Below are 14,825 nucleotides of genomic sequence, written 5' to 3' on the forward strand. Positions count from 1 at the left end.
CCGGCCCGGAAACGGCGGAGTAATCGCGCGGTTTGCGGTGTCGCCTGGCCGGTGCACAGCGGCCGACGCGCGCGGGCCGCGTCTGCCCGAGCCGGGCCCGGGCTCAGCCGACCGAGGCGCGGTCGGGGACCGCCGTGCTCTTCCGCTCGTGCGCGGTGCTCCGTTGCGGCCGGGCTTGCCCGCCCCAGGGCAGGGGCGGGAGCCTCGGAAGCCGAGCCTGGGCTCGGCCGACCTGGTGATCGCGGTGTGCTCCGCGCGCGGTGCTCCGGCGGCCCGGCCACCGGCGTGCGGGAGCTGCCGGCCCCCGGGGCTCAGCCGACCGGAGACCGGGCCGCCACCGCCGTGCTCTCCACGCTCGCCCGCGGTGTGCGGGCCGCGTCGATCAGCTGCTCCTTCCGCGCCCGCACCGGCGCCGGCACCCGCGACAGCGCGACCTCCCGCAGCCGGGTGTTCGTGAACGCGTAACGCGTCCAAGCCAGATCACCCGGCCGCCGGACGCAGCGCAGCATTCCGCGGTTCACCAGCAGGCGCAGCCACCGTCCGCTGGCGTGGTAACCGTCCTCGGCCGCCAGCGTGGCCACCACCGTCTCGGTGACGTCGTCGCCGCACACCGCCACGTCGTAGAGCACCGCCCGCGCCTCCGTGGGCAGCAGGTCGAGGGCGACCTCCAGCCGGGAACGCACCGAGTACGGGATCGGGTCCGGGAGACTCGCCGGATCCGCGCCGGACAGCCGCCGGCCGTACTCGATCGCGAACAGCGGGTTGCCGCCGAGGGCGCCCGCGAGCGGGACGAGGGACTCCGGGTGCTCGTCCGGGACCGCGTGGCCGGCCGGGATGCGCGTGGCCTTGTACGCCTCCCACATCAGGCGCGCGGCTTCGTCGTCGGCGAGCGGGTGCAGGCAGACCGACGTGCTGTGCAGCTTGCCCCCGCCCCACGACCGGCGGCGGGTCAGCAGGTCCGGGCGGGCGCTCGCGACCACGAGCAGCGGCACGCCGCCCGACCGTTCGAGGAGGTGGTCGAGGAAGTCGAGGACGACGTCGTCGCTCCACTGCAGGTTCTCCACCACCAGCGCCACCGGCGTCCGCGCGGCCAGCGCCTCGAAGAACTGGGTCCACGCGTCGAACGTGTCCGCGGTCCAGGCGCGGTCGCCGTGGTCGGCCTCCAGCAGCACACTCAGGTGGGAGAGGATCCACGGCGCCCGGCGTTCGTCGACGACGCCGTTCACGACGTCGCCCAGCCGCGCCAGCGCGAACGGCATAGCGTCGGCCGCGCCGATGCCCGCCGCCGCGCGGACCAGCTCGGCCAGCGCCGTGACGCGGCTGCCCACGCTGATCGCCGACGGCGTGCGGCCGACCAGCACCGTGGTGCGGGTCCCGGCGTCGCCCGGGCCGCGGCGGCGCCATTCCTCCAGCAGGCGGGTGCGGCCGGAACCGGCCTCGCCGAACAGGGTCAGCAGGTGCGGCTGCCGCAGCGTGCGGGCGCCTTCCAGCGCGGCGTCGAGGGCGGCGAGCTCGCGCTCGCGGCCGACGAACGGGAGGTCGTCCGGCCGGTTCAGCAGCCGCACCGCCTCGGCCGTGGTCGGGCAGACCCGCACCGGGCCCGCGGCGTCGTCCTCCAGCAGGCGCAGGCAGAGCTCGACGAGGTCGTCGGACGGCCGTGGCCAGGACCGCGCCGGGTCGCCGTGGCGCACCACGGCCGGGCCGGTGGCGACGACGACGCGCACCTCGAACGGCAGCTGCTGCCCGTCGGCGGTGCGGCACCGCGGCTCGGCCGTCAGCCTGCCGTTGAGCGCGTGCGCCAGCTGCAGTGCCTGCCACGGTTCGGCTTCGCCCACCGCCCCGTGCCCGGCGGTGACCAGCCACACCGGGGCCGACGGCGCTCCCGTGACGTCGCGCCAGACGCGGTGCGCGGGACCGAGCAGCGCGGCGCAGTCACCGTCGCCGGTCCCGTCCGGCCCGATCACGCGGGTCCGGCGCGACCGGGCTTCGGCGCGGACGACGTCGTCGAGGTAGCCGCGGATGGCGGCGAGGTCCTGCGGCCCCGCGGACAGTCCGGGCGCGGGCCCGGCGGCGATCACCACCGTGCTGATGCGCTTGAGCTCTTCCAGCGGGACGTGTGCGCCCTCGGTGCCCGCCGTCCGCGGTTCCGGAACTTCGGCGCCGGGCCCGCCGGACGGCGGCTCCGGCGCTCGCTGCCCGGCGACGACCGGCTCGGCCACCTGCCCCAGCGAGCTGTCCTGGGTGAGGATCGCGTGCTCCAGCTGCTGCAGCTCGGGGCTGGGGTCCAGGCCCAGCTTCTCCACGAGCGCGCTGCGGGTGCGGCTGTAGACGGCGAGCGCGTCGGCCTGCCTGCCGCGCTGGTAGAGCACCCGCATGAGCAGGCCGCACAGGCGTTCCCGCAACGGTTCCTGCTCGACGAGCACCTCCAGCTCGGTCAGCACCTCGCGGTGCCGCCCGAGGTGGAAGTCCGCCTCCATCCGGTCTTCCAGCGCCATCAGCCGCGCGTTGCCGACGATGCCGATCTCGGGCCAGTCGAGGGCCTGGTCGGTCAGGTCGGCCAGGATCGGGCCCCGCCACATGGCCGTCGCCTCGCCCAGCAGCTCGGACGCCTGCTCCCAGCACCCGCCGGCGAGCGCCGCGTGCCCCTGCACGGCGACTTCGTTGAAGCGCACGAGGTCGATGTCCTGCGGCCGGATGCGCAGCAGGTAGCCGGGGGAGCGGGTGAGCAGCAGCGGCGGTTCCGCGCTGTCGTCCGAGGCGAGCAGTTTCCGGAGGCCCGAGACGGCGTTGTGCAGCATCTTGCGCGCGGAGACCGGAGCTTCGTCCGGCCAAAGCGCGTCCATGAGCTGGTTGACCGAGATCAGCGAGTTGTGCCGCAGCAGGAGGAGCGCGAGGGTCAGGCGCTGCTTCACGCCGCCCAGCGGAACCCGGCGTCCCTGCGAAGTGACTTCGAGCGGGCCGAGCAGGGAAAACTCCATGAATTCGCTCCAGGTGGTCGCAGCCGGGCCGGTACCAATTCACATCGATCGTGGAAGTCGGTTCGCAGGCGAATTCCCCCAGGGCATCGGGAACCGTGTGGGCTTTGCCGATGATCTTAGGTGATCGGCCGCTCCGAGGTCGGCTGAGCGGGCCTTCCGTGCACATCCGCGGGCACTTACGGGCAGCGGGCGGTACGGACACCGCCATTGTGCTGATCCCGGGCAAGTCCGTCCGCCGCAGTGGGTTCGGCGCGTCCCGCTGACCGGGCAGGCCCGGCGGTCTTTTCTGTCGCCCGATCGGCCCGCAGGTGGGAAAAGGACAAATCGGATTCGATTGTTCGGCCCTTTCCGGCGTTACGACATCCGGGTGGTAGTTCCGGCGTCGAGTGGCAGAAACCGTCGTGCGCCCGGTGAAAGGTGCCACGCACGGTTCCGGAATACGCGCCTCCCGTCGCTCCGAAGTGTGAGGAAAACCCGGTGGATTCCGATCGTTCGGCCCATTCCCGGCATCGCCTGCGTAGGCCTGTACGCAGGCCGTTAACCCGTTGAGCCCTGGGCGCAGGGCGTTCCGGGTGACGTCGGCGGCCGCGGCTAACAAATCCGCGCGCCCGCCGTCTTTCACACGAACCCCACACCGAATCCGGCTTCCCGCCGGTGCTCGAAAGGGATGTCCCATGTCGCGAAGATCGATTTTCGTCGCCCTCACCGCGGTCGGTGCGCTGCTGGCCCCGACGGCGGTGGCATCCGCCGCGCCGCCGGGGGTGGATCCGGCCACCGTCGACCTGACGCTCGCCGCCGGGCAGAGCACGACCGTCACCAAGCACGTCACCACCTCCGCCGTGCCCCCGAACCCCGACCTCGTCCTGCTGGCCGACACCACCGGCAGCATGGGCAGCGCGATCTCGAACGTCCGGACCAACGCCAACGCCATCACCGGGGACGTGCTCGCCGCGCAGCCGACCGCGCAGTTCGGCGTCGCCGAGTACAAGGACTTCAGCGACACCGTGCCGTTCAAGGTCAACCAGGGCATCACCGGGGACACCGCCGCGATCCAGGCGGGCACGAACCAGTGGACGGCCTCCGGCGGCGGGGACTTCCCCGAAGCCGACCTGAACGCGCTGTACGAACTGGCCACCGGCGCCGTCACCTTCCGGCCCGACGGCACCCGCATCGTCGCCTGGTTCGGCGACGCGCCGTCGCACGACCCCAGCGGCGGGCACACGCTGGCCGACACGATCACCGCGCTCAAGGCGGCGAACATCCGCGTGGTCGCCGTCAACGTCGGGGCGCTGGACGCCGAGGGGCAGGCCACGGCCATCACCGACGCCACCGGTGGGGTGCTGCTCAACAACGTGCCCTCGAACCAGGTGTCGCAGGCCATCCTGGCCGGCATCAAGTCCATCGAGGTCACGGTGGCCCCGCACGTCACCAGCTGCGACCCGCAGCTGACGCTCACCAACGCCCCGGCGAGCGCCACGGTGGCCAGCGGCGACGTCGCGACGTTCACCGAGACGATCGCGGCGGCGGCGAACGCGGCGCCCGGCACGTACCACTGCTCGGTCGACTACCTGGTCGACGGCGTGTCCCGCGGCTTCGTCGAGACGACGACCGTGCGCGTGCTCGGGTTGAGCATCAACGACGTCACCGTGGCCGAAGGCTCGGGTGGCGCGCCGGTGCCGGCCACGTTCACCGTGTCCCTGCTCGGCGGGGCGAGTCCCGACCCGGTGAGCGTCCACTACGCCACCGCGAACGGCACCGCCACCGCGCCGGCGGACTACGCCGCCACCAGTGGCGACGTCACCTTCGCACCGGGTGAGACGGCCAAGCCGGTCACGGTCCTGGTCAACCCGGACACCGTCGACGAGCCGGACGAGACGTTCACCGTGAACCTCTCCGCCCCGGCCGGCGCCGGGCTGGTGGACCCGACGGGGGTCGGCACGATCGTCGACGACGACCGCGACGGCGCCTTCTCCTGCACCGGCACCGCGGCGAACGTCATCGGCATCACGGCCGCCGTGGCCAACCCGCAGAACCTGCCGTGCGCCGACGACAGCGAGACCGTCCTCGACGCGACGCTCAACGCGGGCCTGATCAAGGTGCAGACCCACGCGCTGACCTCCTCGACCGACCTGACCCCGGACAACCAGTCCGCGGCACCGGCGGCCGGCGACCACGCGCAGGCGACGGCCAAGATCGACAAGACGGTGATCAGCACGGTCGGCCTGACGATCGAGCTGGGCGTGATCCAGTCCCAGGCGGCGGCGACCTGCCAGCCGACGACGGGCGGCCTCGCCCCGGCCCTGACCGGCAGCTCGAACATCGCCTCGCTGAAGATCAACGGCGTCGCGGTCACGGTCGGTTCGGCCCCGCTGACCATCCCGCTGGTCATCGGCTCGCTGAAGCTGAACGGCCAGACGGTGTCCGGCGGCGTGGTGAAGCAGCAGGCGGTGGCGCTGGACACGGCGCTGGCGAAGATCGTGCTGGCGGAGTCCCAGGCGGACGTGCACGGAACCACCGCGCACCCGGCGGGCAACCCCTGCCGCCGGTGATCCGGTGAAGTGAGCCGGGGCGGGCGGAGACCCCGCCCGCCCCGGCTCCCTGCTCGGGCGGTCAGGAGTTCGTGGTGCGGTAAGCCCCGCCGAGCGCGTGCATGAGCGCGTCGTCGTCACGGTTTCCCAGGCTTCCGACTTCGATCAAGCGACCCCTGCCTGTGGCTGCGGGTTCCTGGTAGACGAACCCGTGGGACGTGGTTCCGCCTAAGCCGTACGTCTGAGCCGGGTCGCTGCCGAGTGGGCGGCTTCCCTTGCTCGGCTGGAGCCAGTCGGCGTAGGTGGCGGTGGCGATGGCGCCGCAAGAAACGCTGATGAAGCCGGGAGCATAGTCTGGCTCGGGTTGGGAACTGCATTGGTCGATGGAAACGGCGGCGGTGTGAATCGGCTGCTCGACGTGGTATTTCTCGATCCCGTGCTTTCCCACGAGTGCTTCCATCGTCCCGGTCGTCAGGGGTTCGATCATTCGGAGCGGCTTCTCTAGGGGTTCTTCCAGACTTCCCCGCCGCCCAGGGTTTCCGGCGTCGCGGCGGGGTAGAACCGGGGCATGGTGAGCACGGAACCCGGGGTCGTCGCCTTTCCTCGGCGGTCGCCCGGTCAGGTCACTCCGCCCGACGGCTACGCCGACCTCCGGGCCCGGCCCGGTCTCTGCCGGACCGTCCTGCCCGGCGGTACGCCCGTCTGGCTCGTCGCGCGGCACGAGGACGTGCGGGCCGCGCTCACCGACCCGCGGCTCAGCTCCGATCCCTCGAAGCCCGGGTTCCCCGCCACCGGCGGAGCACCGGAAGCGCTTCCCGGGTGGTTCGTCGCCATGGACGCGCCCGAGCACACGCGGTACCGGAAGCTGCTCATCCCCGAATTCACCGTGCGGAAGGTGCGGGAGCTGCGGCCCGGCATCCAGCAGGTCGTCGACGAGCGGATCGACGCCATGCTCGCCGCCGGGAACTCCGCGGACCTCGTCGCCGCCTTCTGCCTCGTGCTGCCTTCGCTCGTCATCTGCCAGCTGCTCGGCGTGCCCTACGAGGACCACGAGCACTTCGAGTCCCGCACCCGCGTGCTCGTCAGCCTCGCGTCGACGGCCCGGCAGCGGGAAGTCGCGCTCGGCGAGATCAACACCTACCTCACCGGACTCATCGCCGCGAAGCGCGCGCAGCCCGGCGAGGACCTGATCAGCCGGCTCATCGACGGCGGGGTGCTCGACGACGCCGAACTGCTCGGCGTGGCCATGCTGCTGCTGGTCGCCGGGCACGAAACCACCGCCAACATGCTGTCGCTCGGCGTCGTGACGCTCCTGGAGAACCCGCAGTGGATCGGGCACGAGGGCGTCGTCGAGGAACTGCTGCGGTTCTTCTCCATCTCCGACGTCGTCAGCCTGCGCGTCGCCACCGAGGACCTCGAGATCTCGGGGCAGCTGATCCGCCGCGGCGAAGGGGTCGCGCCGCTCGGGCTGGCGGCGGGGCACGACGGGACCGTGTTCGAGGACGCCGGTGAGTTCTGCCCGGCGCGGTCGGCGCGCCACCACGTCGCCTTCGGCTACGGCATCCACCAGTGCATCGGGCAGCACCTGGCCCGGCTGGAGATGGAGGTCGCGCTCACGACGTTGTTCGAGCGGGTGCCGCGGCTGCGGCTGGCGGTGCCGGCCGACGAGCTCGAGTTCAAGCACGACGGAGTCCTCTTCGGACTCTACGAGCTGCCGGTGCGCTGGTAGCTCACGCGGTCAGGACGTTCACGCCTTCGCGCTCGATTTCCGCGGCCACCGTGGAATCGATGCCACCGTCGGTGATGAACGTGTCCACTTCGGACAGTTCGGCGAAGCGGGCGAAGTGGTCGTTGCCCACCTTCGTGTGGTCGGCCAGCAGCACGACGCGGCGGGCGCCGGCGATGGAGGCGCGCTTGACCATCGCCTCCGCCGGGTCCGGGGTGGTGAGGCCGCGTTCGACCGACAGGCCGTTGGTCGCCATGAACGCCACTTCGACGAACGTTTCGCTGAGCGAGTGCAACGCCCACGAGTCGACCGACGCGAGCGTGCGCGCCCGGAGGCGGCCGCCCACCAGCATCACCGTGAGGTTGGGGCGCTTGGACAGCGTCAGCGCGATGTTCACGGAGTTGGTGACCACGGTGAGGTTGCAGTCGATGGGAAGCGCTTCCGCGAGGTGGGCGGTGGTCGTGCCCGCGTCGAGCAGGATCGCGCCCTCCGCGGGCAGCTCGGCGAGGGCGGCCTTGCCGATGCGCTTCTTCTCCGCCGTCATCACGCTTTCACGCGTGTTCAACGCCGGTTCGAAACCCAGGCGCTCGATCGGGATCGCCCCGCCGTGCACCCGGCGGAGCGACCCGTGGCGTTCGAGCGTGGTGAGGTCGCGGCGGATCGTCTCCGTCGTGACCGCGAACTCGCCGGCGAGCTCGGCGACGTCGACCCGGCCACGCGACCGGGCCTGCTCGAGGATCAGCTGCTGACGCTCTTCCGCGTACACCGCGACCCCCGTCCATGTCGTTCTGTGTTGTTGATGATGTTACTTTATGTTGAATCACGCCCGGAGTGCAATGCCGCCGCGGGGGCGGCGAGGGCCTGCAGCTCGCGCTCCAGCTCGGCGTTCACCGCGCTCTGGTGCCGGGCGAGGAAGAAGTGGCCGCCGGGGAAGACTTCCAGGCGGAAGCCGCCTTCGGTGTGCTCGCCCCAGTTCCCGGCCTCCTCGGCGGTCACCTTCGGGTCCTGGTCGCCGATCAGCACGGTGACCGGGCAGCGGACGCGGCGCCCGGCCGGGCAGGCGTAGGTCTCGATCGCCCGGTAGTCGGCGCGGATCGCGGGCAGCGCCATCCGCAGGATCTCGTCGTCGCCGATGACCGTCCGGTCCACCCGGTTGAGCTCGCGGACCTCGTCGAGCACGCCGTCGTCGGTGCGCTCGTGGATCCGCTCGTCGCGGAACGTCGAGGGCCCGCGCCGCCCCGAAGCGACGATGGCACCGGGCGCCCGCAGCCCGCGCAGTTCCAGCCGCCAGGCGGTTTCGAAGGCGAGGACCGCGCCCATGCTGTGCCCGAAGAACACAGCGGGCTTGTCGGAGAGGGCGGCCAGCTCGTCGGCGATCAGGTCGGCGAGCCCGGCGATCGAGTCCACGTTCGGCTCCCGGCGCCGGTCCTGGCGCCCCGGGTACTGCAGCGAAACGACGTCGACGGCCGGCGCGAACCGGGCCGAGACCGGGTGGAAGTAGCTGGCCGAACCGCCGGCGTGGGGGAAACAGACGAGCCGGGTGCCCGCGCCGGGTGCCGGGTGGTAACGGCGGATCCACGACGTCGTGGCGTTGTCCGCGATGTTCACGAGAGCGTTTCCCTTCGACGCGGTTTCTGGTCCGCCAGTCAACCCCGCCCCGGCCAACGGATTCCTTAGTGTTGCCGCTCACACCGCGGGATCCCCCATGGGGGCCACCGGGCCTCGGAGCGCAGCGTGACCGCACCCGCCCCGCCGGACGTCATGAACGGGTCGTTCATGGCGCCCGCACCTACGGATCCCGTCGAGGTTCGGGGTTTTCCGGGTCGGGGACGACCTAACGTCGGCGGGGCACGCGATCCGGCCGTGCCCGACGGGAGGAGTCCTGATGACCGCTGACGCGCTCACCGCCGCCCGGCGCAAGGCGACCGAGCTGCGCCGTGCCATCCAGTCGCTGCACCGGATCCACGGGGACAGCCCGCCGATGCGGCGCCTGATGAGCGACCTCGGCTGGATCGAGAGCGGGCTCGGGGAGCTGCCCTCGACGCCGCGCGCGGCCGACGAACGGGTGCTCGTGCCGGACACGCCGTACGCGCGCGAAATGTGGCACGGTGCCGACGACGAGGGGCTGGGCGGCCGCCGCCTTCCGTGAAAGCAGGGTGAGGATGGCGGAGGTGACGGGCGTCGCCGGGCGCGTGGTCGGCCGGCGGCGGGAGCTGGAGGTCCTCGGCTCGGCGTTCGCGAACGCGCGGGCCGGTTCGGCGACCCTGGTGCGGGTGCGCGGGGCCACCGGTACCGGCAAGACGGCGTTGCTGGCGGAGTTCGCGCGGTCGGTTTCCGACCGCGCCGTCGTGCTGTCGGAGACCTGCCGCCGGCCGGGCGGCGGGAGCGCCGGCCGGGCCGCCGAAGGGCTGCTCCCGGACGCCGGGAGCCGGTACGGCATGCCGGTGCCGGTGCTCTCGCGGCGGCTGGGCCGCCGGCTGGCCGACCTCACCGTCGCCGGTCCCGTCGTCGTCCTGCTCGACGACTTCCACCACTGCGACGAGGCCTCCGTCCGGGTGCTGGCCCACCAGGCGCACCGGGGCGCGGAACAGCCCCTGCTCGTCGTCGTCGCGCAGCGCCCCGCCGGCCACCCGCTGTGGCCGCCGATGACGCTGCCGCCCGGCGACGTCGCCACCGTCGACCTGGCGGCCTTCGCCGAGCTCGAGGTCGCCGACGTCGCCGCCGCGTGGTGGCCCGAAGCGCCCGAACCCGGGTTCGCCCGCGAGCTGGCCGGGCTGACCGGCGGCAACCCCGCGCTGCTCGGCGAGGTCTGCGCGGCCCTGCACCTGGAGGGGCTCGCCCCGGACGGGACGGCGCTGGCGCGGGCCCGCGTGCTCGTCCCGGGCGCCCGCGCCCGGCTGGTCGAGCGCGTCCTCGCCGGCCGCCCGGAGCACGTGCGCCGCGTCGCCGAGGCGATCGCGGTGTTCGGCGCCCCCGACGTCGAGCTCGTCGCCCTGCTCGGCGGCGTTCCCGAACCGCTCGCCGCCGACGCGCTGGCCGTCCTGGCCGCCGAAGGGCTGCTGCGCGGCGACGGCGAGGAGCTCGCCTCGCCCGCGGTCCGCGACGCGGTGCTGGCCGGCGTACCGGATCGGCGGCTCGGCCCGCTGCGGCTGACCGCGGCCCGGCTGCTCAACGACCGTGGCCGCCCGCCCGAGGACGTCGGCGCGCACCTGCTCGGCCGGCGCCTGCTGCCCGAACGCTGGATGCGGGACGTGCTCGCCGAGGCCGCGCGCACCGCGGAACGGTCGGGCCGCCCGCACGACGCCGCCCGCTACCTCGGGGTGCTCGTCGCCGACCGGCCCCAGGACATGCCGGTGCGGATCGAGTTCGCCCGCCTGGTCGGCGTGCGCGACCCGCTGGCGGCGTACGCGACGCTCGCCGGGATGGCCGAACTGGCCGAAGACACCCGCAGCCGGGCCCGGATCTCCCTGCAGCTGGCCATCGCCGCGCTGTCGGCCCGTGAACCCCAGGAAGCGACGCGGCTGCTCACCGGCGCGCTCGACCAGCTCGACGGCGACCACGGCGAGCACCCCGGGGACGCCGACCGCGGCCTGCGGACCGAGCTGGAGGCCGCGCTGCTGGCCGTCGCCTTCGAACAGCCCGGCTCGCTGGACCTCGTCGGCGGGCGCCTGCCCGCGATGTCCGCGCTGACCGGCCAGACCCCGGCCGAGGTCGGCGTGCTGGCGCTGGCCGCGGTCGCGCACATGATCCGCGGCACCGACCGCGACCTCGCCGTCTCCTGCGCGCGGCGGGCCCTCGAACGCCCGGAACCCTCGGTGCGGTGGGCCTGTTCGCTGGCCGCCTACGTCCTGTTCGCCGCCGACGAGGTCGACGAAGCACTGCACGCGCTGGGCGGCCTGTCGCCCGGGCCGGAGCGCGACGGCACCGGCTGGGCGGAAGTCGTGGCCCTGACCGCGCATTCGTGGCTCACGTGCGGCGCGGGCGACCTGTCCCGGGCGCTCTCGGACGCGGCGGCGGCCGTGCGCGCCGCCGAGCGCGACGACCGCGCCGAGCTCGCCACCGCACCCCTGGTCGCCCAGGCGCTGGTCCTGCTGCAGCAGGGCGACGTCGACGGCGCGGCCGCGGCGATGGCCCGCGCCGACGAGGCCGGGCCCGACGGGTCCGTGCTCCGCTTCCCGGCCCACCTGCTGGCCAGGGGACGGCTCGCCGAGGCTCGCGGGGACCTGGAAGGGGCGCTGGCGCACCTGCGCCGGTGCGGTGCCGGGCTGCGCGCGGAAGGCGGTTCCCACCCGCTGTTCGCCCCGTGGTGGCTCGACGGCGCCCGGGTGCTCGTCCGGCTCGGCCGGCGGGCGGAAGCGGCCGACCTCGTGGCGCACGGCGAAGAACTGGCCCGGGCCTGGGGATCCGCGTCGGCGCGAGGGCTGGCGCTGCTCGGCCGCGGCCTCGTGGCCGAAGGCGACGCCGCCGTCGACGGGCTCACCGCGGCGGCCGAAGTGCTCGGCGGGACGGCGGCGTCCTGGTACCTCGCCGAAGCGGAAACCGCGCTGGGGAAAGCACTTCTGCGCGCCGGTGACCACCAGGGCGCGCGCCGGGCGTTCCGCGCCGCCGTGGACCTCTCGGTGCGGGCGGGGTTCTGGAGCCGGGCCGAGGAGGCCCAGGCCGGGGTCACCGCGGCCGGCGGCCGCAACTACCCGGTCACCGGCAGCGTGACCGACGTGCTGACGCTGGGGGAGCGGCGGGTCGGCGAGCTCGCCGCGACCGGGGCCACCAACCGGACCATCGCCGACGCGCTCCAGCTCGCCGTGCGGACCGTCGAAATCCACCTGACGAGCGTCTACCGCAAGCTGGGCGTCACCGGCCGCACTCAGCTGCAGGAGCGGTTCCCCGGCGGCCTGCTCGCACCGGAACCCGCGCTGTGACCGGTGACGCGCGGAGAACGCGGGGGAGTGCCATGCGCCCGGTGCCCGGACTGGCCGTGATCGTCGACGACACCGGCGTGCTCGAAATGGTGCTGCCGTCCGGCGAACACCGCGTGCTCGCCAGCGGCCTCGGCGCGGCGATGTGGATCGCGCTGGCCCAGCACGACTGGGATCCCGCCGCCGCGGCGCTCGCGCTGGCGCCCACCTGCGACCTCGAACCGGCCGAGCTGACCGGTTCCCTGCGCGCGTGGATGGGCGACCTGGCGGCGCTGGGCGTGCTGAGCACCGATCCGGCCGACGGAAAACCCTAGAGTTGCGCGGTTTTCGTTGACCGGCGGACCCGCCGTGACCGACGCTCCCCACGCACGGAGGAAAAGTCCCCGAAGACTCAGGGAGGCGCGGTGGGCGGGCAGGCGCAGGATCGGCCGGCCGTGATCGGCGGCGGGGTGATGGGCTCGGCCATCACGGCGATGGCACTGGGACACGGAGTTCCGGTCACCCTGGTCGAAATCGACGGCGAGGCGGTGGAACTCGCGAAGCGGCGCGTGGCCCAGCAGCTGCGGCACGGCCGGCTGATGGGCGCGTTCCCCGACGTCGCCGAAGGCGAGCTGACCGCGACGACCGACCTGGGCGCGGCGAAGGACGCGACGGCGGTCATCGAAGCGATCATCGAAGACGACAAGGTCAAGGCCACCGTGCTCGGTGAGCTCGCGGCGCTGGTCGCCCCGGGGACCCCCTTGATCAGCAACACTTCCGGCATCCCGGTCGACGAACTGGCCGAAGCGGTCGAACGGCCCGCGGACCTGCTGGCGACGCACTTCATGAACCCGGCCTACCTCATCCCGAACGTCGAGGTCGTCCGCGGTCCCCGCACCGAGCAGTCCACTCTGGACGCGGTGCTGGGCCTGCTGAAACGGCTGAGCCGCAAGCCGATCGTCGTGCGGGACTCGCCGGGGTTCGTCACCAGCCGGCTGCTGCACCCCATGATCAACGACGCCGCGCGGCTGGTCGAGGAAGGCACCGCGTCGGTGGAAGCCGTGGACGAGCTCATGCAGGGCTGCCTCGGCCACCCGACCGGCCCGCTGCGCACCGCCGACCTGATCGGCCTGGACAACCTCGCGGACGCACTGCGGGCGCTCGCCGAACGCACCGGCGACCCGCGGCACGCGCCGTGCGCCCTGCTGCAGTCCAAAGTGGCCGACGGCCACCTCGGCCGGAAGACCGGACGGGGCTTTTACGAGTACGGGAAGGTGTTCTGAGTGAACGACGTCTCCACCACCGCAACCCCGGCGCGCACGCCGGAGGCCGTCACGCGGGAGATCCGGGAGTTCCTGACCGGACGCGTCAAGCAGGACGTCCCGGACGACCAGGACCTCTTCCGCACCGGCCTGGTCTCCTCGATGTTCGCCATGGAGCTGGTCGTGTTCCTCGAGCAGACCTACGGCATCGCCATCGTCGGGCCGGACCTCAAGCTCGACAACTTCCGCACCGTCGAAAGCATGACGGCGCTCGTGGGGCGCCTGCTCGATGAGTGAGCACCCCCTCGCGGCGGCCGCCGCCGAGCTGACCGCCCGGGTCGGTGACCGGGCGGCGGCCTGGGACGTCGAGGGACGGCTGCCCGAAGACCTGTTGCGCGCGCTGGGCGCGCGGGGCCTGCTGTGCGCCGAGGTGCCCGCCGAATTCGGCGGGCTCGGCGTCAGCAGTCTCCACAGTGGGTGGTTCACCGCGCACGCCGGTTCGCTGTGCAGCTCGCTGCGCAGCGTGATGACCTCGCAGGGCATGGCGGCCTGGACCATCCAGCGCTTCGGCGACCGCGCCCAGCGGGCCGGCTACCTCGGGCGGCTCACCTCCGGCGACCTGGCCGCGGTGGCCTTCAGCGAACCCGCGGCGGGCAGCGACCTGTCGTCGGTGGCCACCACCGTCCGCGCCGACGGCGACGACGTCTTGATCAACGGCGAAAAGGTCTGGATCACCGCGGCGGCGTACGCGGACCTGATCGTGGTCGTCGGCGAGCTCGACGGCCTCGGCACGGCGGTCGTGGTGCCCTCGAACGCCGAGGGCGTCACGATCGAGCGGGTCCCGCACCCCAGCGGGTGCCGCGCGGCCGGTCACTCGACCGTCCGGCTCCACGACGTCCGGCTGCCGCGCTCGGCGGTGCTCGGCGGCGGCGGGGTCGAGCTGTCCATGCTCATCACCACCGCGCTCGCCTACGGCCGGATCTCGGTGGCCTGGGGCTGCGTCGGCATCCTGCGGGCCTGCCTGGCCGCGGCCGGCGAGCACGCGGCGAACCGGCACCAGGGCGGGGTCCCGCTGGCCGACCGCCAGCTCGTGGCCCGGCACCTGGCCGACCTCTACGCCGACGAGCAGGCCGCGACCCGCGTGTGCGAACACGCCAGCCGGGCCTGGGACGACCGTTCACCCGAGATGGTGGTCGCGACCGTGCTGGCCAAGTACGTCAGCTCGACGGCGGCGGCCCGCGGGTCGGGCACGGCGGCGCAGGTGCTGGCCTCGGCCGCGGCCCAGGACGGCCACGTGGTCGCCCGGGCGCACCGCGACGCGAAGCTGATGGAACTCATCGAAGGCAGCAACGAGATCTGCCAGCTCATCCTGGCGGGGCACACCCGTGTCCTCGTGAATACCGGCGACTGAGGAGGATTCCGGTGGCTAGCACGAC

12 protein-coding genes are annotated in these 14,825 nt (G+C 73.3%); 8 read left to right on the forward strand and 4 right to left on the reverse strand.

What is annotated here, in order from left to right; all coding sequences use genetic code 11:
- Positions 1–311 precede the first annotated feature (311 nt).
- On the reverse strand, positions 312–2,978 hold the full coding sequence (locus tag ACLJQM_RS37285; protein ID WP_410635034.1) for a BTAD domain-containing putative transcriptional regulator: 2,667 nt from the start codon (positions 2,976–2,978) through the stop codon (positions 312–314).
- A 674-nt stretch (positions 2,979–3,652) separates the two neighbouring features.
- Between ACLJQM_RS37285 and ACLJQM_RS37290 the strand changes: the two genes are divergently transcribed.
- Positions 3,653–5,527, forward strand: a complete 1,875-nt coding sequence (locus ACLJQM_RS37290; RefSeq protein ID WP_410635036.1) for a Calx-beta domain-containing protein — start codon at positions 3,653–3,655, stop codon at positions 5,525–5,527.
- 61 nt (positions 5,528–5,588) lie between these two features.
- Here ACLJQM_RS37290 and ACLJQM_RS37295 read toward each other — a convergent pair whose 3' ends face one another.
- The gene (locus ACLJQM_RS37295; RefSeq protein WP_410635037.1) at positions 5,589–5,993 is read right to left on the reverse strand and encodes a hypothetical protein; all 405 of its coding nucleotides are present in this window, start codon (positions 5,991–5,993) and stop codon (positions 5,589–5,591) included.
- Positions 5,994–6,074: 81 nt separating this feature from the next.
- Between ACLJQM_RS37295 and ACLJQM_RS37300 the strand changes: the two genes are divergently transcribed.
- Positions 6,075–7,235, forward strand: coding sequence for a cytochrome P450 (locus ACLJQM_RS37300; protein WP_247024854.1), 1,161 nt, complete (start codon positions 6,075–6,077; stop codon positions 7,233–7,235).
- A gap of 1 nt (position 7,236) precedes the next feature.
- Here ACLJQM_RS37300 and ACLJQM_RS37305 read toward each other — a convergent pair whose 3' ends face one another.
- Together ACLJQM_RS37305 and ACLJQM_RS37310 are read right to left on the reverse strand one after the other, a co-directional pair.
- A complete protein-coding gene (locus ACLJQM_RS37305; protein WP_086865209.1) occupies positions 7,237–7,998 on the reverse strand; it encodes a DeoR/GlpR family DNA-binding transcription regulator in 762 nt (253 codons plus the stop codon).
- A gap of 44 nt (positions 7,999–8,042) precedes the next feature.
- Positions 8,043–8,840, reverse strand: coding sequence for a thioesterase II family protein (locus ACLJQM_RS37310; protein ID WP_247024852.1), 798 nt, complete (start codon positions 8,838–8,840; stop codon positions 8,043–8,045).
- A 277-nt stretch (positions 8,841–9,117) separates the two neighbouring features.
- Here ACLJQM_RS37310 and ACLJQM_RS37315 point away from each other — a divergent pair, with 277 nt between their 5' ends.
- From ACLJQM_RS37315 to ACLJQM_RS37340, 6 genes are all read left to right on the forward strand, one after another.
- Positions 9,118–9,381: a hypothetical protein gene (locus tag ACLJQM_RS37315; protein ID WP_247024850.1), complete on the forward strand. Its 264-nt coding sequence runs from the start codon at positions 9,118–9,120 to the stop codon at positions 9,379–9,381.
- 13 nt (positions 9,382–9,394) lie between these two features.
- A complete protein-coding gene (locus ACLJQM_RS37320; RefSeq protein ID WP_410635038.1) occupies positions 9,395–12,151 on the forward strand; it encodes an AAA family ATPase in 2,757 nt (918 codons plus the stop codon).
- A gap of 32 nt (positions 12,152–12,183) precedes the next feature.
- Positions 12,184–12,462, forward strand: a complete 279-nt coding sequence (locus tag ACLJQM_RS37325) for a hypothetical protein (RefSeq protein WP_360782218.1) — start codon at positions 12,184–12,186, stop codon at positions 12,460–12,462.
- Between the two features lie 90 nt (positions 12,463–12,552).
- Positions 12,553–13,410, forward strand: coding sequence for a 3-hydroxyacyl-CoA dehydrogenase family protein (locus ACLJQM_RS37330; RefSeq protein ID WP_410635039.1), 858 nt, complete (start codon positions 12,553–12,555; stop codon positions 13,408–13,410).
- Positions 13,411–13,686 (forward strand): acyl carrier protein, encoded by a 276-nt coding sequence (locus ACLJQM_RS37335; RefSeq protein ID WP_247024843.1) that lies wholly within the window; start codon positions 13,411–13,413, stop codon positions 13,684–13,686. It abuts the gene before it with no gap.
- Positions 13,679–14,800 (forward strand): acyl-CoA dehydrogenase family protein, encoded by a 1,122-nt coding sequence (locus ACLJQM_RS37340; protein WP_410635041.1) that lies wholly within the window; start codon positions 13,679–13,681, stop codon positions 14,798–14,800. The genes ACLJQM_RS37335 and ACLJQM_RS37340 overlap by 8 nt, the downstream gene beginning before the upstream one ends.
- Positions 14,801–14,825 lie beyond the last annotated feature (25 nt).

This window comes from Amycolatopsis sp. cmx-4-83 (genome assembly GCF_046548815.1).
Lineage (GTDB): Bacteria > Actinomycetota > Actinomycetes > Mycobacteriales > Pseudonocardiaceae > Amycolatopsis > Amycolatopsis pretoriensis_A.